This window comes from Shewanella electrica, from assembly GCF_022321485.1.
Taxonomy (GTDB): Bacteria; Pseudomonadota; Gammaproteobacteria; order Enterobacterales; family Shewanellaceae; genus Shewanella; species Shewanella electrica.
This window is the reverse complement of record NZ_JAKOGG010000005.1, coordinates 1-18855: the sequence shown is the minus strand read 5'-3', so window position 1 is coordinate 18855 and position 18855 is coordinate 1. Positions and strand designations below refer to the sequence as shown.

14 protein-coding genes are annotated in these 18855 nt (G+C 49.3%); 12 read left to right on the top strand and 2 right to left on the bottom strand.

Annotation, left to right across the window (positions count from 1 at the left end):
- Positions 1 to 12: 12 nt before the first annotated feature.
- On the bottom strand, positions 13 to 783 hold the full coding sequence (gene cysZ, locus L9G74_RS09015) for a sulfate transporter CysZ (RefSeq protein ID WP_238895982.1): 771 nt from the start codon (positions 781 to 783) through the stop codon (positions 13 to 15).
- A 209-nt stretch (positions 784 to 992) separates the two neighbouring features.
- On the opposite strand from cysZ, the gene L9G74_RS09010 reads away from it, so the two are divergent.
- From L9G74_RS09010 to L9G74_RS08960, 11 genes are all read left to right on the top strand, one after another.
- Entirely contained in the window at positions 993 to 4406 is a 3414-nt protein-coding gene (locus tag L9G74_RS09010; protein WP_238895981.1) for an AAA family ATPase, read from the top strand.
- Positions 4407 to 4428: 22 nt separating this feature from the next.
- Positions 4429 to 5337, top strand: a complete 909-nt coding sequence (zipA, locus tag L9G74_RS09005) for a cell division protein ZipA (RefSeq protein WP_238895980.1) — start codon at positions 4429 to 4431, stop codon at positions 5335 to 5337.
- 62 nt (positions 5338 to 5399) lie between these two features.
- On the top strand, positions 5400 to 7403 hold the full coding sequence (gene ligA / locus L9G74_RS09000) for an NAD-dependent DNA ligase LigA (protein WP_238895979.1): 2004 nt from the start codon (positions 5400 to 5402) through the stop codon (positions 7401 to 7403).
- Between the two features lie 87 nt (positions 7404 to 7490).
- Positions 7491 to 7958: a DUF2919 domain-containing protein gene (locus L9G74_RS08995; protein ID WP_238895978.1), complete on the top strand. Its 468-nt coding sequence runs from the start codon at positions 7491 to 7493 to the stop codon at positions 7956 to 7958.
- Positions 7959 to 8110: 152 nt separating this feature from the next.
- Positions 8111 to 9307 carry an HD-GYP domain-containing protein gene (locus L9G74_RS08990; protein WP_238895977.1) on the top strand — a complete coding sequence of 399 codons (1197 nt, stop codon included), beginning with the start codon at positions 8111 to 8113 and terminating at the stop codon, positions 9305 to 9307.
- Between the two features lie 28 nt (positions 9308 to 9335).
- Positions 9336 to 10160 carry a Rossmann-fold NAD(P)-binding domain-containing protein gene (locus tag L9G74_RS08985; RefSeq protein WP_238895976.1) on the top strand — a complete coding sequence of 275 codons (825 nt, stop codon included), beginning with the start codon at positions 9336 to 9338 and terminating at the stop codon, positions 10158 to 10160.
- A gap of 302 nt (positions 10161 to 10462) precedes the next feature.
- Positions 10463 to 11104 carry a thiol:disulfide interchange protein DsbA/DsbL gene (locus L9G74_RS08980; protein ID WP_238895975.1) on the top strand — a complete coding sequence of 214 codons (642 nt, stop codon included), beginning with the start codon at positions 10463 to 10465 and terminating at the stop codon, positions 11102 to 11104.
- Between the two features lie 261 nt (positions 11105 to 11365).
- Positions 11366 to 11632, top strand: coding sequence for a DUF4212 domain-containing protein (locus L9G74_RS08975; protein ID WP_238895974.1), 267 nt, complete (start codon positions 11366 to 11368; stop codon positions 11630 to 11632).
- A 12-nt stretch (positions 11633 to 11644) separates the two neighbouring features.
- Entirely contained in the window at positions 11645 to 13378 is a 1734-nt protein-coding gene (locus tag L9G74_RS08970; RefSeq protein WP_238895973.1) for a sodium:solute symporter family protein, read from the top strand.
- A 690-nt stretch (positions 13379 to 14068) separates the two neighbouring features.
- Positions 14069 to 15916 carry a DUF294 nucleotidyltransferase-like domain-containing protein gene (locus L9G74_RS08965; RefSeq protein WP_238895972.1) on the top strand — a complete coding sequence of 616 codons (1848 nt, stop codon included), beginning with the start codon at positions 14069 to 14071 and terminating at the stop codon, positions 15914 to 15916.
- Positions 15916 to 16599, top strand: a complete 684-nt coding sequence (locus L9G74_RS08960) for an exonuclease domain-containing protein (protein ID WP_238895971.1) — start codon at positions 15916 to 15918, stop codon at positions 16597 to 16599. The genes L9G74_RS08965 and L9G74_RS08960 overlap by 1 nt, the downstream gene beginning before the upstream one ends.
- A 48-nt stretch (positions 16600 to 16647) precedes the next feature.
- Here L9G74_RS08960 and L9G74_RS08955 read toward each other — a convergent pair whose 3' ends face one another.
- Positions 16648 to 17724: a ketoacyl-ACP synthase III gene (locus L9G74_RS08955; protein WP_238895970.1), complete on the bottom strand. Its 1077-nt coding sequence runs from the start codon at positions 17722 to 17724 to the stop codon at positions 16648 to 16650.
- A gap of 290 nt (positions 17725 to 18014) precedes the next feature.
- On the opposite strand from L9G74_RS08955, the gene gmhB reads away from it, so the two are divergent.
- Positions 18015 to 18602: a D-glycero-beta-D-manno-heptose 1,7-bisphosphate 7-phosphatase gene (gene gmhB, locus L9G74_RS08950; protein WP_238895969.1), complete on the top strand. Its 588-nt coding sequence runs from the start codon at positions 18015 to 18017 to the stop codon at positions 18600 to 18602.
- Positions 18603 to 18855 lie beyond the last annotated feature (253 nt).

The window sequence follows — 18855 nt, the reverse complement described above, 5'->3', positions numbered from 1 at the left end:
ATAAATCGGCGTTTATTCTGGCGCGATGCGGTTGTTGCGGTAGACTTCGCGATATTTATCGACCCACATTGCTGTGGCGCCGCATATCGCCACTGGCATCACGATAAAGTTCACAATCGGTATCATGGAAAACAGTGTGACGGCAACGCCGAAACTCATGCTGCTGCCGCGCGTTTTTGATAAGGCCAGCTTCATATCACTAAATGAAACTTTGTGGTTATCAAACGGATAGTCGCAGTATTGAATCGCCATCATCCACGCACTGAAAATAAACCACACCACCGGAAACACTGTCTGCCCAACAATAGGAATAAAGAACAGGATTAACACTAGCAGCGCCCGTGGCAGATAGTATTTCAGTTTTTGCCATTCACGGCCGAACACGCGTGGCAGATCTTTCACCGCATCCATGGCGCCACCTGTATACAGCTGTTTACCGGTGAGCAGTTGCTCCACTTTCTCGGCGAGCAGGCCGTTAAAGGGCGCGGCTATCCAGTTCATGATGGCGCTAAAGATGAATGAAAACACCACCAGTATTGCAATGATCAACAACGGCCACAGAAGAAAACTGATCCAATCCAACCAACTTGGCACTGAGGCATCAACCCATTGCATCAGTTGTGATAGATAATTGATGGCTAGCATGAGCGCACCAGCAAACAGCACCAAGTTACACAGCAACGGCACCACCACAAAACGTCGTAATCCCGGTTGTTTAATCAGACTAAATCCATCCATAAAATACTGAATGCCGCTTTTAGCAGGAGTCGCTGACAAGTTCATAATTTATCCTTTCCATACAACATGGTGATATCTGTCGATTTTGAGTAAGCAAGCGCGTGAAAACAAGCAAAAAACACCCGGTTAAACTAAAAAAAGGTTACAAAATACAGCGGCTTTGTTAAAGTGATTTGCAAATAAAAAACGGCGCTAACGGGCTTTGATTAGCGTTAATATCAAAAATTTTCCTCTAAGCGGCACTTCGGCAACTCATGAGACTAAAACAGATAAAACTTGCTGGATTTAAGTCATTTGTCGATGCTACCAAAATTCCTTTTCTCAATCCTCTCACTGCCATTATTGGCCCCAACGGCTGCGGTAAATCTAACGTAATCGATGCTGTGCGTTGGGTATTGGGTGAAAGCTCCGCCAAAAACTTGCGTGGTGACTCGTGGGCCGATGTGATTTTTAACGGTTCCCATGGGCGTAAACCGGTCTCGGTTGCCAGTGTTGAGTTGGTGTTTGATAACAGTGAAGGCCGCATCGGCGGACAGTATGCCAATTACAATGAGATCGCCTTAAAACGGCAGGTCGCGCGCGACGGTGAAAATCTCTATTTCCTCAATGGGCAGAAGTGCCGTAAGAAAGATATTACCGATATCTTCATGGGCACTGGCCTCGGGCCACGCAGCTACGCCATTATCGGGCAGGGCACTATCTCGCGCCTGATTGAATGTAAGCCGCAAGAGCTAAGAGTGTTTATTGAGGAAGCCGCGGGGATTTCGCGTTACAAAGAGCGCCGCCGCGATACGGAGAACCGTATTCGCCACACCCGCGACAACCTAGAACGGTTAGGGGATATTCGCGCTGAACTCGGCAAACAACTGGACAAGCTAACCACGCAAGCGAACGCTGCGCGGCGTTATCGCGAGCTGAAACAGCAAGAGCGCCAGTTAAATGCGCAACTGTTGGTCATGCGTTATCTCGAGCTGCAACAGTTAGCTAATGCGGAAAGTACCGAAATCACTCGGCTAGAAACCACATTAGCGCAGGTGCAAGCGCAGGCTGAACAATTGGCGCTGCAACTGACACAGTTGAAACTGCAGCAAGATGATGTGGAAGATCTTGAAACGCGGCAAGTTGCGCAGTTTTATCAAAGCAATACCGAAATAGCCAAAGTTGAGCAGCAGATCAGCTTCTTACAAGAACGCGATCAGCAGCTAGCCAAAGAGCAGGCGCGCTTGCAACAACAGCTGAGTGATAACCAAACACAACAACAAGCAGCAACCGCACAGCTAGCCAGTTTGTCGGCGCGACAGGCTGAGCTAGAACCGTTGCAGCAGCAAGCGGAAGAGATTTACAGCGAGTTATCGCTGCAACAACAAACGCTTGATGAACAATTAGAGTTGTTGGCCGAACAGTCGCGCCAAGCGCGCACGTTAGCCAGCGAGTTCAAACACCGGCAAGAGTTGGATTCCACCAAAGAGCAGCATTTCAAGCAACAGCTTGGCCGCGAACAACAGCAATTACAGCGGTTGCAGCAACAACTGGCGGCCTTTAACGCCCAATCAGATGCTGAAGTCAGCGCTCTACAGCAGCAACTGCAACAAGCGGAGCTTGCTCTGACAACCGTGAGTGAACAAGCCGAACAAGCTGAGGCAGATTGGCAAGCAGCACAAAGTGATGAACAAGCGCAACGTCATCAGCTAGACGAGGCCAAGCAGCAACTTAGCCAGCTACAACAACGGCAGCAGTTGCTGGCAAACTGGCTGGCGGCGCAGCAGACCACACAAGATGGCGATATACCGCAGCTGTGGCAGAAAGTAAGCATCGAACCGGGGTGGGAAGCGGCAGTAGAGCATTGGCTTAAGCCACTACTACAACAAGCCTGGTTAGCGGATGCGAATAGTCAGCATGTGGGTTTTATTGCTACCGAGCCACAGCAATGGGGGCCGATTAGCGTACCAGCGAATTGTGCTCCTTGGTTAGCTCATTGGCAGTTTGCTGCTGACCAACAAGCTGCGCAGACATTATTGGCACAGCTTGGGCCTGAACAATTGATTTTGTGCCAAGACGGTCAATTACTTGGGCAGGGTATTCGACTCGCGGCTACTACAAGCGCAGGCGATTCATTAGTGCAAATGAGCGCCGAATTGGCCGAGTTTGACGCCGCGATACCAGCAGTTGAAGCCACACAACAGCAGTTGCAGCAGCGCTGGCAACAAACACAACACCAGAGTCGTGAGTTTGCTGAGCAATTTAAGCGCTTACAAGCGGCGCAGCAACAAGCGCAGTTGCAGCAGTCAAAAACCAGCGTTGAATTAATCGCGGCCGAGCGTCGAGTGACGGATGCCGAGCTGCAGCGGCAGCAATTGCAGGCAGACATTAATGCCACTCAAGCGCGCATTAGCGATGTTGAACAAGCGTTGGAAGCCTTGATTGAAGCGCAGTTTGCCGGTGATGATGAGCTGTATGACAAGCAGCAAACCGCACAGCGGTTGGAAGCGCAATATCAGACGGTGCAGCAGCAACGGCAAACCTTTAAAGCACAACTGAGTGATGCTGAGCGCAAAAGCCGCGAACTGGCACGGCAGTTTAATGAAGTGCATACCGCGCATGCCTTGGCGCAACAGCAAGTGGCACAACTTAGCACCCAGCAACAGGCGTTAACCACGCAATTGCAGCAGCTGGTGCCAGTGCAGGTCAGCGACGATGCACCACAGCAAGTCGCCGAACTACAGCTAACGTTACAGCAGTTATTGGCGACGCAAACCGCGCAACAGCAGCAGTTGGAGCAAACACGTGCCAAGCAAGCCGATTTACAAAATCAATACGATGCGATAGCAATCAAGCAAAAACAACAGCTTGGCGAAGCTGAGCACTTGACTCAGTCGATCAGCACGTTAAAGTTACGTCGCGAAGGTTTAAAAGGTCAGGCAGAAACTCAGTTGCAGTTGCTCACCGAGCAACAATTACGTGTAGATGAAGTCGCGCAGCAACTGTCAGCCGAGGTGACCATTGAGCAGCGCCAGCATGAACTTGAGACTGTACGCAACAGTATCAGCCGCTTAGGGGCAATTAACCTCGCAGCAATCGACGAATATGAGCAGCAAAAGCAGCGTAAAACTTATCTTGATGAACAAGATCATGATTTAACGCAAGCGCTGAGCAGTCTGGAAGAAGCAATTCGTCGTATTGACCGGGAAACTCGCAGTCGCTTTAAAGCGACCTTTGAGCAAGTCAATCAGGGGCTTGGTGAGTTGTTTCCGAAAGTATTTGGCGGTGGCAGTGCCTACTTAGCATTAACCGATGACGACCTGTTAGACACAGGTGTGACCATCATGGCGCGGCCACCGGGTAAAAAGAACAGCACTATCCACTTACTTTCAGGTGGAGAAAAGGCGTTGACCGCTTTATCATTGGTGTTTGCTATTTTTAGGCTAAACCCAGCTCCATTCTGTATGTTGGATGAAGTAGATGCGCCATTAGATGACGCGAACGTTGACCGTTTTTGTCGGTTACTGCAAGAGATGTCCAGTAGCGTTCAGTTTATCTATATCAGTCATAACAAAATTACCATGGAAATGGCCGATCAACTGATCGGTGTGACCATGCATGAACCGGGCGTTTCGCGGATTGTAGCGGTGAACATTGAACAAGCCGTCGCAATGGCCGATGCCGGATAATTACAGGAATTACAGGTTAGCAATGGAAGATTTACAGCCAGTTTTAATCGTGTTGAGTGCAGTGGCCATTATTGCAGTACTTGTTCACGGCTTTTGGTCTATCCGTAAACAAAACCCTAAAGGACTGAAAGAGTCACCACTGACAGGACGTAACCGCGAGGCGGGGCAAAATCGTGATCGCGAAGGTTTTGATGCCGATGGCATTGGTGAAGTGCGCGTACGCAAAATGACCGCCGATGATCGCCCACCTAAATTAAAAACCACAAAACGCCCTAAAACGGCGGCTGAAGCTGCGGCGCCAAAACGTGTTGAACCTGTGGCTGATGAAGCGCAACAGCCAACGTTTGAATTATCAGCTGAGCACAATGCTAGCCGTGCGCCTAAAGCGCATCGTCAAGAACCTCAGCTCGACTTCGACGATGAAGAAGAGTTGCTGGAGGAGCCACAGCTGGAGCTTGGTCTGGCCGATGATGAAGTTGAAGAGGTTGTTGAGCAAGTTACCGATGACGAGCCGTTACCAGCACCACGTGATGTACTGGCGCTGCATGTGGTGGCTCGCTCGGGGCAGGAGATCAATGGCGCCGAGTTATTACCTGCACTGTTAGCGCTTAATTTTAAATATGGCGATATGCAGATTTTTCATCGTCATGAAGACAGCGCCGGTCACGGCAAAGTGGTGTTCTCGCTGGCTAACATGGTCAAACCCGGTGTGTTTGACCCAGACAATATGGAACAATTTACCACTCAAGGGATCGTACTGTTTATGACGCTGCCATGTTACGGCGATGCCTTGTTTAACTTCTCCAATATGCTCAATTCGGCGCAACAGCTGGCTGATGATCTTGACGCACTGCTGCTGGATGGCGAACGCAACATCTGGAGTAACGAGATCAAAGCGCTGTATTTAGAGCGCATCAGAGTAAACGCCTAATTTCAGGCTTCTCCACATAGCTTAAGGCCGCAACAGCGGCCTTTTATTTATCGGACAGAGATATGGCAACCGTAGAACAACAGCTAGACGCACTCACGCAACAGATCAACGAACATAACATCCGTTATTACGTTGATGATAATCCGACCATTCCCGATGCTGAATATGACCGCTTGATGCAACAGCTAAAAGCGCTAGAAACCGAACATCCGCATCTGCAACGGCCTGATTCACCCACATTGCGCGTGGGCGGTGCCGCGTTAGCTAAGTTTGAGCAAGTTGAGCATTTACGGCCGATGCTGAGCTTAGATAACGTATTTAGCGAAGAGGAATTTACCGCGTTTCATCGCCGCGTTACTGAGCGTGCCGGACAAGTGCAATATTGCTGTGAGCCTAAGCTCGATGGCTTGGCGGTAAGCATTGTTTATCGCAACGGCGTGCTGGAACGTGCTGCGACTCGTGGTGATGGCGCGGTGGGCGAAAACATCACTGAAAACGTGCGAACTATTCGTTCGATTCCACTGAAACTGCGAGGTGAAGGTTATCCGCCTTTGCTCGAAGTGCGTGGTGAAGTGTTTATGCCACGTGCCGCGTTTGAAGCATTAAATGACCGTGCGCGCAGCCGCAACGAGAAAGTATTTGTTAACCCGCGCAATGCTGCGGCGGGCAGTTTGCGTCAACTCGATAGCAAAATTACCGCGTCACGTTCATTAGCCTTTTATGCCTATGCGCTGGGCGTGGTTGAGCCAGAATCATTCGTCATGGCCGATAGCCATTACGGCCAACTGCAACAACTTAAAACCTGGGGCTTGCCCGTCAGCAGTGAAACCCAACTGGCAGATGATTTGGCCGGTGTGCAGCAATATTATCAGGACATTTTAGCCAAACGCCCCAACTTAGCGTTTGATATCGACGGTGTGGTGTTCAAAGTCAATGCTATCGCAGCTCAGCAGCAGCTCGGCTTTGTGGCGCGGGCGCCACGTTGGGCCACGGCTTATAAATTCCCCGCGCAAGAAGAGTTGACGGTGTTAGAAGGGGTCGATTTCCAAGTCGGCCGAACTGGGGCGGTAACGCCGGTAGCGCGTTTAAAACCGGTGTTTGTGGGCGGTGTCACCGTCTCTAACGCCACATTGCACAATGCCGATGAGATTGACCGGCTGGGCGTTAAAGTGGGCGATACGGTGATTGTGCGCCGCGCGGGTGATGTGATCCCGCAGATTGTGGCAATTGTGGCAGAGAAACGCCCAGAAGCCGCCAGCGATATCGTATTCCCAACCAGCTGTCCGGTGTGTAACTCGCTCGTTGAACGTGTCGAAGGTGAAGCGGTCGCTCGCTGTACCGGCGGTTTGTTCTGCGCTGCTCAGCGTAAAGAAGCGATTAAGCATTTTGCCTCACGTAAAGCGCTAGATGTTGATGGGTTGGGCGATAAGATTGTCGAGCAACTGGTCGATCGCGAATGGGTGAAAAGCCCGGCGGATCTGTTTCGTCTAAGTGCTTCGACATTAACCACGTTAGAACGCATGGGGCTGAAGTCAGCCAATAATTTGGTGGCGGCACTGCAAGCGGCGAAAACCACCACCTTGCCGAAGTTTCTCTACTCGCTGGGCATCCGTGAAGTGGGTGAAGCAACGGCGGCCAACTTAGCCAACCATTTCAAAACCCTGGAAGCGCTGCAAAACGCCACGGTGGAACAACTGATTGACGTTGAAGATGTGGGCACTGTGGTCGCGCAGCACGTGAAACACTTCTTTGAACAAGCGCACAACCTTGAGGTGATTACTCAACTGGTTGACGCGGGCGTCAACTGGCCTGCGATTGAAACGCCATCTGAAGATGAGCTACCGCTCAAAGGACAAACTTGGGTGTTAACGGGCAGCTTAACCTCGCTCGGACGCACTGAAGCCAAAGCGAAGTTAGAAGCGCTTGGCGCTAAAGTCGCGGGCAGTGTTTCAAAAAATACCGACTGTGTCGTGGCGGGCGAAGCGGCAGGCTCTAAATTGGCGAAAGCCGCTGAGCTTGGCATCCGCGTGATAGATGAAGCCGAATTAATCGCAATTCTGGGCTGATAGCGTGATTTAACCGGCATCATCCCGTTGAAAATGATGGTGATGATGCCCATCTATTAGATTCCTATCTGCTAATGAATTGCCATTATGTACAGCTTTGAAGATGTTCGCTGGCTAGATGATAAAGGGCATGTGCGCCCGCCGTTACTGCTGTATCTACTGTTGCTATTTCTGGCGCGCGGTTGGTGCATCTTTGCCATGTCGCTGACTGATGGTAGCGATCGCGCTAGCCTCGTACGGCTGTTCTTCCCTGAACGCATTGATTTCATGGTCTCACTAGCGGCAGGCATCGGCGCGGTGGTGATTTTTTTCTTGGTGACCTGCGAGCGGCGCCGAAAACCCCAGTGGTTGCGGCCGGTATTTGGTCAAATACGGCCAATGTTGTGGTGTTTATTAGTGGTAGATGCGGCGTTGCTGTGGTTTCGCCTCAAACACAATGGTTTTATGTTTGAGTGGTCTATGGCGTTAGACGGCTTGATTTTGTTTTGGTCAGCGCTGTATTTACGGGCGTCACGCCATCTGAAACTTTATGTGCGGGATTGGCAGCCGGGTTAGCCAATAGCGCTAGACACGCTGGAACGGTGATTTCTCCTCGCTTGCGACTTTCGCTTTCATATCAATGAACTATATTTTGGATTATCCATAGCGTTCGAACACTAAAGGCCAACAGCCTCTAGGTTCGACTGTCGCCAATATTGGGGGCATGATTGGCTAAATCCAAATATCAACGATTGTCGGTCAATAGATTACAAATCGGGCTGAAGGTAAAGTTACCGCTTTCTTGGACGGAACATCCGTTTTTGTTTAACAAGATAGCGATCACGTCGGCTGCGCAGATTGAGATGATCAAAAACCTCGGTGTGCCTTATGTCGAACTGGTGTCTGGGGCCGAACTGCTGCAAGACAGCGAACCCGAGGCCGAGCTGATTGTGAATGAGGTGGAACTACCATCGCCACAACAAGCGGCCGTCAGACAAGTGCGCAAAGCGTTACGGCAGAGTCAAAACCAGTTTATTGACGCGATGAACCAAAGCCGCACCTTAATGAGCAAATTAGTGAGCGATCCTGAGGGCGCAGTGCGCGAAGCCGCGCTGTTGGTGGAAATGATGCTCGATCAGCTCTATGCCAACGAACAGCCCCGTTTGGCGTTGGTCAGTTCGGGCGAGAATCGCAGTAGTATCACGCAGCACGGGATATCGGTGGCGACCTTGGCGTTAGTGATGGGGCATCATCTGGAATTGGATAAACCGCAATTGCGTACTATCGCCACCGGCGCGGTGTTACACGACGTGGGAAAACTTCGTGTGCCAGAAGATATTCGTACTAAGCGTAAAGGGCTGACAGGGGCAGAAAAAAATTTCCTCGCGATGCACCCCAATTTTGGTTATGACCTGCTGAAAAAAAGTGGCATGTTTAGCGATGAGGTGCTCAATATCGTGCTGCATCATCATGAATTTTATGATGGTTCTGGTTATCCTGATGGGCTTAAAGGCGATAAGATTTCGCTGGCGATTCAACTGGTGTCGCTTGCCAATGATTTTGATAGTCAGCTTTGGCGCGACGATATTAGTTCGCCCCAAATTGCGTTGGGGCATCTGTTTAAAAACCGCGCGGGTATGCATCAGCAGACGTTGATTCAAACCTTAGTCAAAGTGTTAGGTATCTATCCCCCCGGCACCATAGTGCAGCTCAGTGATGGTTTAATCGCCAAAGTGATGCTAACGACTAGCGAGACGACGAAACCACAGGTATGGTCATGTACTGTCGAGGGCAATGATGCCCAATACCGTTTTTTGATGGATGAAAATGTGGTGGTTGAGGCGGCGATTAAACCATCAGATTTAAGCCGTGGTGCCAGCAAAACACTGCAGGCTGATAGTGGTATAAGTTTTTATATCTGTTAGGAAATCACAGCTAATAAGGATAGCGTGAATGAAACGAGTTGCAGTAATTGGTTGTGGTTGGTTTGGTTTTCCATTAGCAAAAGCGTTAGTGGCTAGTGGTACGGAAGTGATCGGTACCAAAACAACAGAAGATGGGTTACAGCAGTTGCGTGATGCAGGCATTGATGCAGCCTTGTTGAATTTGGCACATGAGTCCGCGAGCGCGCAATTGCACAGTATTTTGGCTGATGTGTCGGCATTGGTCGTCAATATTCCTCCGGGGTTAAGACGGGGTGAGCAAGACTATCTCGATAGACTGCGCCTGCTCATTGCGCCCATTGAGCAAAGCCAACTTAAAAAATTGGTATTCGTCAGCAGTACTGGTGCCTACCCACAGAGCCAAGGCTGGTTAACCGAGGCAGACATGGTGGAAGCCGAGCACGGTACGTCCAGTTGGGTGTTGCAGCAAGCTGAACAATTAATGCAGTCGCTGTCCTCGGAACGATTAGTCGTCACCACGGTCAGATTTGGTGGCTTAGTGGGGGCAGGGCGTAATCCTGGCCGCTTCTTAGCGGGCAAAACGGATCTGCCCAATGGTGACAATCTAGTCAACCTGGTACATCTGGAAGATTGTATTACCGCAGTGCGTAAAATTCTGCACAGTCAGCAGCGCAGTACCACGTATAACCTAGTGTCACCTGTGCATGTGCGTAAAGATCAGTTTTACACCGAAGCAGCGCTATCTTTGGGATTGCCAGCACCACATTTTCTCGAATCTCATCAGGGAGATGGTAAGGTCGTGGTGGGGGATCTTATCTGCTCAACGCTTGACTTCACGTATCAATACCGTGACGCTAAAGCTTTATTGAGTTAAGCACCATGCGGCTACGGTCCTCGTTCTTTGGGCGTTTTTGACGCGGGCAAGCGATACATGTGCAGCGCCACCGTTAAAGACGGGCGCTACGCCTATGAGTATTTTTCGGCTGCGTGTTGTCGCGTGAATTATTAATTGCTGCGCGAAGGGTACATTTAAACGCCTCCTGAACTTTGTTGCTACCAGTTCGCTTAGTTGACTAAGCGTCACTGGCTGCGCCTCGCTCATCACGTGTTTAATGTGAACAAAATTAAACACTAAAGGCCAACCCCCTAGTCACACCATGAAGAGGTATTTATTACATGTTGTTGAAACGATTTATCACCACCACTCTGTCGCTACTGCTGCTCAGTGCCGCATTCACCCAAGTACAAGCTGCTGCGTTTAGCCAATCGCAAGCGGGTGAGTATCAAGCTGGCATAGACTATCAAGAAGTGAGCGGTTTTCCTGAGGTGGAAGGTCCGGTAGTGCGCGAGTTTTTCTCCTACAACTGCCCACACTGTTACAATCAAGATCCGCAAATGAATGCAACGGCTGAGTTACTGAAAGGCAAAGTCGCGTTTGAGCGCACGCCAGTAGGGGCTGGTCGTAAAGACTGGATCATGAGCCAAAAAGCGTATTACATCGCCAAGACATTTAAGGTGGTTAATCAGGTTCATCGTGAGATCTTCAGTCGTATTCATGAACAGCATCTGCCGTTTCAACGTGATGAAGACTTGCTCAGTTTTTTTGAACAACAGGGCGTCGCGCGCGATGATGTAGAAAAAGTGCTGTCATCCGCTGATCTCAAACTCGCCTTATCAAATTATGATTCACAAACGCAATTATCCGGCATCAGTGGAGTACCATCTTTGTTAGTCAACGGTAAGTATCTTATTGTGAATAAACCGAAAGATGCCCAAGGTTTAGCAAAGTTCATCGTTTATCTAACAGAATTACCTTAACTGATAAATTGCAGCGTCAAGCCGGTGTATTCGCCGGCTTTTTTTATCTTTTTCAACGTATTCCTATCGACATTGGTCTAATTTCCGCCAAACGCCTTTTTAAATCCTATTGTATTACTTATACGTTAACTGACTAATTAATATGATAAATCGCTAATGATTACGTTTACGTTAACTTTTCCATAGACTAAGGTCGCGATTGTGACCCACATCGCTATTGCTAGATTAAATGTGACTTAATTGTAAAAAGGGGAAGTCGCAATGGGCTTTGATAGCAACGAGAAGGCACTGAGTTACTGGCGCGAAAACCTGCGTCTAGTGTTAGGACTTTTGGCAGTCTGGTTCGCCGTGTCCTATGGCTGCGGCATCGTGTTTGCCGACGCTTTAAACGGAATACATTTCATGGGGTTTAAATTGGGCTTTTGGTTTGCTCAACAAGGTTCCATTTATGTGTTCGTTGCGCTGATTTTTATCTACGCATACAAAGCGAACGCCTTAGATAAAAAATATAACGTACACGAAGACTAAGGGGACATCGACATGAGCGTTCAAGCATTAACCTTTCTGATCGTAGGGCTGTCATTTGCGCTCTACATCGGTATTGCGATCTGGTCTCGTGCCGGCTCGACTAAAGATTTCTACGTCGCTGGCGGTGGTGTGCCACCAGTAATGAATGGTATGGCGACTGCTGCTGACTGGATGTCTGCTGCTTCGTTTATCTCGATGGCGGGGATCATATCATTCGTTGGTTACGATGGTAGCGTGTACTTGATGGGCTGGACCGGCGGTTATGTGCTGTTGGCGCTCTGTATGGCTCCTTACTTGCGTAAATTTGGTAAGTTCACTGTGCCCGATTTCATTGGTGAGCGTTACTACTCGCAAACCGCCCGAGTGGTTGCGGTGGTGTGTGCCATCTTTATCTGCTTTACCTACATCGCAGGGCAGATGCGCGGTGTCGGCGTGGTGTTCTCTCGCTTCCTCGAAGTTGAAGTGGATACGGGGGTGTATATCGGTATGGCGGTGGTGTTCTTCTACGCGGTACTTGGTGGCATGAAAGGCATCACCTATACCCAAGTAGCGCAATACTGTGTACTGATCTTCGCCTTTATGGTGCCAGCAATCTTTATCTCTGTGATGATGACTGGCCACGTGATCCCTCAGATTGGTTTCGGTTCAACGGTGGTTGATGCGGCAGGTAATGATACGGGGGTCTATCTGCTTGAAAAGCTCGATGGGTTGCAGACTCAGCTCGGGTTTAATGAATACACAGAAGGCAGTAAGAGTACCATCGATGTGTTCGCCATTACTGCTGCATTGATGGTCGGCACTGCTGGTTTACCTCACGTCATCGTACGCTTCTTTACGGTGCCACGCGTAAAAGATGCCCGTACCAGTGCTGGTTGGGCGTTGGTATTCATCGCGGTGCTGTATACTACTGTACCAGCGGTATCTGTGTTCTCTCGCGTTAATATGATTGAGACCATTAATGGTCCAGATGGTAAAGGTGTGGCACATGAAACTGCGCCAGATTGGATCAAAAACTGGGAGCGTACCGGCCTTATCAAATGGAACGACAAGAACGGTGATGGCTTGATGTATTACGGTAAAGGCAAGATCGATGACACCTCTACCAACGAGATGAAAATCGACAATGACATTATCGTATTAGCAACGCCTGAAATCGCCGATTTGCCAGCGTGGGTTATCGCGTTGGTCGCGGCTGGGGGCTTGGCGGCGGCATTGTCGACGTCTGCAGGGTTATTGCTGGTTATCTCTACCTCAGTGTCACATGATTTGTTGAAGAAGAACTTCTTGCCAGATATTTCTGACAAGAAAGAGCTGATGTACGCCCGAACCGCAGCCGCAGTGGGGATTGTGATTGCGGGTTACTTCGGGATCAATCCGCCAGGCTTTGTGGCGGCGGTGGTGGCATTTGCCTTCGGTCTCGCGGCATCGTCATTGTTCCCGGCGATTGTGATGGGCATCTTCTCTAAACGTATGAATAAGGAAGGGGCCATTGCGGGGATGGTATTGGGCCTCGGCTTTACGGCGTCGTATATCATCTACTTCAAGTTCATCAACCCTGCGGCTAACGTACCTGATAATTGGTTGTTTGGTATCTCACCGGAAGGTATTGGTATGGTGGGGATGATTATCAACTTCGTTGTGGCGGTCGTGGTGAGTAAAATGACGGCTGATGTACCGGAGGAAGTGCAGCAGATGGTGGATTCTATCCGCTTCCCGAAAGGTGCGGGAGAAGCGTCAGGTCACTAAGCAGATATTAATATGAAGAAAGGCGCAGAATGCGCCTTTCTTTTTGCCTGAATTTGACCATAAGACTGGTGCCAATGGGCGACAGTCATCGCCCATCAGATAAATCGCTACGCAATTCTTACGACGATGAGCCACGCATGACTAATGCCATCGCGATAAACTGCGCTAACACAAGCGCGGCTACGAAGATAACGAACAGCTCGATAGAAATAGCACCAGCGTGAATTGTCACTACAACCATTCGCTATTTGAACGAGAGGCTGTTTATCTTTGGTTTAAATGAACCCGTTGGACAGCGACAGCGCGCAATTTATTCAGCGTTAGGTGCTGTTGGTGGAGCATCGCACGGCACATCACCTGCCTTGCCTACATCTCGCTCGTCCTGCTGCAACACAACCAGCAAAGATAAACCGCCCAGGTGGCGTTGCACATTTCGCGCTGCACATGCGCTGAATCGCACAAAGCATGAGCCGCAGACCTAAGCAGTTTTTCGATGAGAAAACCTTCTATTAAACAATCGATTAAAAATAGGCTTATGTCGGTCTGGCATCCACACTTGAACGCTGACATTGATAAATAACGGATCTATATATCGGTTGATGTGTGAGGTATTAGACCAAAGACAAGTGGTTGGTTTTAGCTTCTGCGACCATTATTAAGCGACTGATAATAAAGCTAACGATAGCCGCTATGGATGAATCTGAACTGTTACCCATTCGCAGTTTTCTTGAGCAATTAGTGCCATTTAGTGAGTTGCCGATCGATACCTTGGAGCATTGTTGCCGCGCATTGTCTATCGGCTACTACAGTAAAGCGTCGGTGGCCGTGCCGTTAGATGAAAATAATCCCATGCTTTATATCGTCCGTAGTGGCGCTTTTGAAGTGCGCGATGCAGATGGTGAACTGGTCGATAGGTTGGGCGAAGGCGATTACTTTGGCTTTCCGTCCTTGCTGTCGGGCGAAGGCATCAGTAACCAAGTGCTGATCCTTGAAGACGGCTTAGTTTATCATCTGCCACCTGCCGAATTTGATCGGTTACGTCTGCAACACCGGCATTTTGACCGCTTCTTTAACCGTGCTTATGCTAAACGGCTACGACATGAACGCCGCTTTAAGAATCGAGATGCGGTGACCACCAATCGCATTTCCAGTTTGATCTCGGCGCATTTGCTGAGTGTCGCCGCTGATGATTCTGTGACGTATGCCGCCAGCCTGATGCGTAGCCAGCATGTGTCGTCAGCATTAGTATTGGATGGCGGCAAGTTAGTCGGCATTCTCACCGACCGCGATTTGCGTAATCGTGTTCTGGCCGAGGGCCTCAACGGAGAGGTGAGTGTGAAGCTGGCGATGACTCAGCATCCGGTGTCGATCGATGCCAAAGCCTTGGTGTTTGAGGCGATGTTGCTGATGAGCGAACACAATATTCACCATCTGCCCGTGGTGGAGAATGGCATTCCTATCGGCATGGTGACATCCACCGACATCATCAAAAGCCAATCGTCACAACCACTGCTGCTGATTCGTGAAATTGAGCGGCAACAGCAGTTGCCGGAACTTATCGCCGTGAGTCGCCAAATCCCCCAATTGCTGCAAAGCCTCATCAGTGCAGATGCGCGTGCCGAAGAGATTGGCCGCATTCTCACTAGCGTGACGGATGCGTTGACCCGCAAACTGATCACCCTAAATCAAGCGCTGTTAGGTGAGGCGCCGATGGCGTTTTGTTGGCTGGCGTTTGGCTCGCAAGGTCGGCAAGACCAAGTGGCGTGTTCCGATCAAGATAACGGTTTGTTATTGGCCGAAGAGCCTGACGCGCCAGCTCGTGACTACTTTCAAGCGTTGGCGTCGGCAGTGTGCAGTGGCCTAAACGAGTGTGGCTATATGTTCTGCCCCGGCGAGATTATGGCGCAGAACCCTAAATGGATGCTGTCGCATGCTCGCTGGCAACAAAAGTTTTTTGATTGGGTGGCCAGCCCCGATCCCAAAGCGTTGATGCACGCCAGTATCTTCTTTGATATGCGGGCAGTTTATGGGCCGAGCAGTTTGTTTGAAAGTTTGCAGCAATCCGTACTTAAGCGCACCAAAGATAACGATATTTTTTTAGCGGCGCTCACAGGCAACGCCTTAACGGAATCGCCGCCGCTCGGCTTTTTCCGCAAATTTGTGTTGGAGCGCGATGGTACTGAGGTAAAAGGCATCGACTTAAAGCATCGTGGTAGTGCGCTGATCAATGATATCGCGCGGGTATACGCGTTATCTGCGGGCATTGCCGAGGTGAATACCGCTAAAAGAATCAAACGCTGTATTGATGCAGGTGTGTTAAGTCGCAAAGATGGCCTCAACCTTGCCGATGCGTTGGAGTTTATTGCGCATATGCGACTGGCAAACCAAGGTGAGCAATTCGAGCAACAACAACCTCTGACCAACTTTCTTAAGCCGCAAACCTTGTCATCATTAATGCGGCACCAGCTACGCGATGCTTTCAAAGTGGTACATGATAGCCAAGCGGCATTGCGGCTCAAATTTATGCGGAGCTTTTAATGGCGAGTCGGTGGCATCGCTGGCGGTTGCAGTATCAGTTGTGGCGCGCTGATGACGGTTTAGCTGATTATCTATCGGCATTACAGCCATTGCTGCAGCAATCGTCGTTGGAACATGTGCCCTTAGTCGCGCTCGATCTGGAGATGACCGGATTAAATGCTCAGCATGATCAGATCATTTCGGTGGGCTTAATTCCCATTGAGCGTGGACGTTTGCTGTTAGCTAAGGCGCAACATCGCTTAGTGTGTATTGACGGTAGCGTTGGGCAGAGTGCCACCATTCATGGCATTGTCGATCAGCAGTTACAAGCGAGCACGTTAACACAGCAAGAGATGTTGATTTGGTTATTGCAGATGACCTATGGCAAGTTGATGATCTTTCATCATGGCATGTTGGATATCGCGTTTCTGTCGAGATTAAGTCAGCAAGTGTATCAACGGCCGCTACATGTGCCGGTCATTGATACTTTGCAGATTGAACAGCGGCGCCTGATGCGAGATCGTCACGTGATAGAGCAGGGCAGCCTGCGGTTACACGCTTGTCGTAAACGTTATCATCTACCGCTATATGCGGCTCACAACGCTTTAATCGACGCCACCGCCTGCGGTGAACTGTTTTTGGCACAAACGGCATTTAGCCATTGGTCAAAACAACCGTTAGATGATTATCTCTTTTGGTTTTGACCATAAAAAAGCGCCCAAGGTTGGACGCTTTCGATACACCAAAATTACTTAACTATTTTGGTGGCGGTAGAAGTAATCAACCGCACGTTTAATCAACTCAAGCCCTGTTTTGTCACAAGGTGGCAATTCAGCATCTGAGGTGGCAATCGGTGTGACACGCTCACCCCATTTCAGCAACATCGCCGCGCTTGTCAGGCCGGCACCAAATGCACATGACAAAATATTCTGGCCAGGCTTAATTAACTCTTTTTCCAAAGCGTCACAAATCGCAATCGGAATGGTTGCTGCTGAGGTGTTGCCGTAGTTGGCAATGTTGACAAACGCTTTGGCCGGGTCAATCTTCATCTTATGCACTAAGGTGTCGATAATGCGCTCATTGGCTTGATGCGGGATCACTAAGTCAACTTGGTCTTTATCCATATCGCAGTTTTCCAACACTTTGGCACTGAGATTAGCCATACCTTGGATAGCGCGTTTAAAGATTTCACGGCCATCAAATTGGATAAAGAAATCCAGCGAGTCGGCAGAATAACGGTCCATACCAGAGCCGAAGCTAGCTTTGAGAATTTCGCGACCTTCAGGGTCATTATTCAGCTCGTAGCTTAATACGCCTTCTTGCTTGTCTGTGGCCTCTACAACGACCGCACCAGCACCGTCACCAAACAGCACGGCAGTATCGCGGCGTGACCAATCAATGAAAAAGCTCAAACGTTCAGCACCGATCACTAACACCTTACGCGCCGCGCCACTTTTGATTTGGCCTGTCGCCAAACTCAAGGCATACAAGAAGCCACTACAAGCGGCATTGATGTCAAACGCTGCGCAGTTAGCACCAATATTGGCTTGTACCGTCGATGCAATGTTGGGGATCAAGGTATCCGGCGTCGCTGTCGCCAAAATGATCATGTCGATATCGCTGCCCTCAAGACCGGCTGCTGCTAGCGCGTGTTTGGCTGCTACGGAAGCAAGTTCAGAGGTATCAACGTGGCTAATATGACGTTGGCTAATCCCAGTGCGAGGCTTAATCCACTCGTCAGAGGTTTCCATAAAGGTAGCTAAATCGTCGTTGGTTAAAGTAGCGGGCGGAACACATTTACCCCAGCCAGTAATCGTGGCGTACTGCATATAAAAATACTCTCATTGTCGACGCTAGACGTCGCGGCTAACTATTATTCGATGTGGATCGAACATACTCGCACGTGTATATCGCTAAACCTAGGTTCTGAACTGAACAAGCAGGATATGGTGTGTTATTGAGGATCTGTTCAATGCGCCCTAGGTTAACCCGTCATTTGCCATAAATAAAGTTCGATAAACATAGCCGGATTAAATCAGCATGAAAGCCGGTAAAAAGTTGCGATAAATCACCTCTTTTATTGTGGATAGAGGCTGCATTTTATTGCTAACTACCTATAATGCGCTCAGACAAATTTGGGAGATACAGCGTGAAAAAAGCGGTGTTTTTGGATCGAGACGGTGTTATCAACGTCGACTCAGGCTATGTACATACGATTGATGAATTCGAATATATCGAAGGTGTGTTTGAGGCTTGTAGTGAAATCAAGCAGCAAGGCTACCTCTTAGTCGTGGTGACCAACCAAGCGGGAATTGCGCGCGGCTACTATAGCGAAGATGAATTTGAACAGCTGACTGAATGGATGGATTGGAACTTCGCCGACAAAGGTGTCGACTTGGATGGTATCTACTATTGTCCCCATCATCCTGAACAAGGTTTGGGTGAATATAAGCAAGACTGCGATTGCCGCAAACCTAAACCGGGCATGTTGGTCAGCGCACAGCGCTTCCTCAAAATCGACATGGCACAGAGTGTCATGGTGGGTGACAAAGCAGATGATATGCGCGCCGCCATTGCCGCTGGTGTGGCGACTCGTATCTTAGTTCGCACAGGTAAAGCCATTGATAAAGAAGGCGAACAACTGGCTACGGTAGTGTTGGATTCTATTGCCGACGTGCCAAATTATCTTAAGCAACAGCAAAAATAGTACCGACTAGCTGATTTTTTAGACTAAATAGGTAGGGTTGGATTAAAAACTGAGCGGTTGTACCGAAAGTTGAAAATTATCGGTTATTTGCACTTGCACAAATTAATTCAGTCCCTATAATTCGCTTCCACTGACTCGCGATAAGACGCGGCAGCCTCTGGCAGTTATCTGTTGGAATGCTCTTTAACAAGTTATCAAGCAATCTGTGTGGGCACTCTCAAAGTGGTATATCGACAAACGATTTATCGACTTT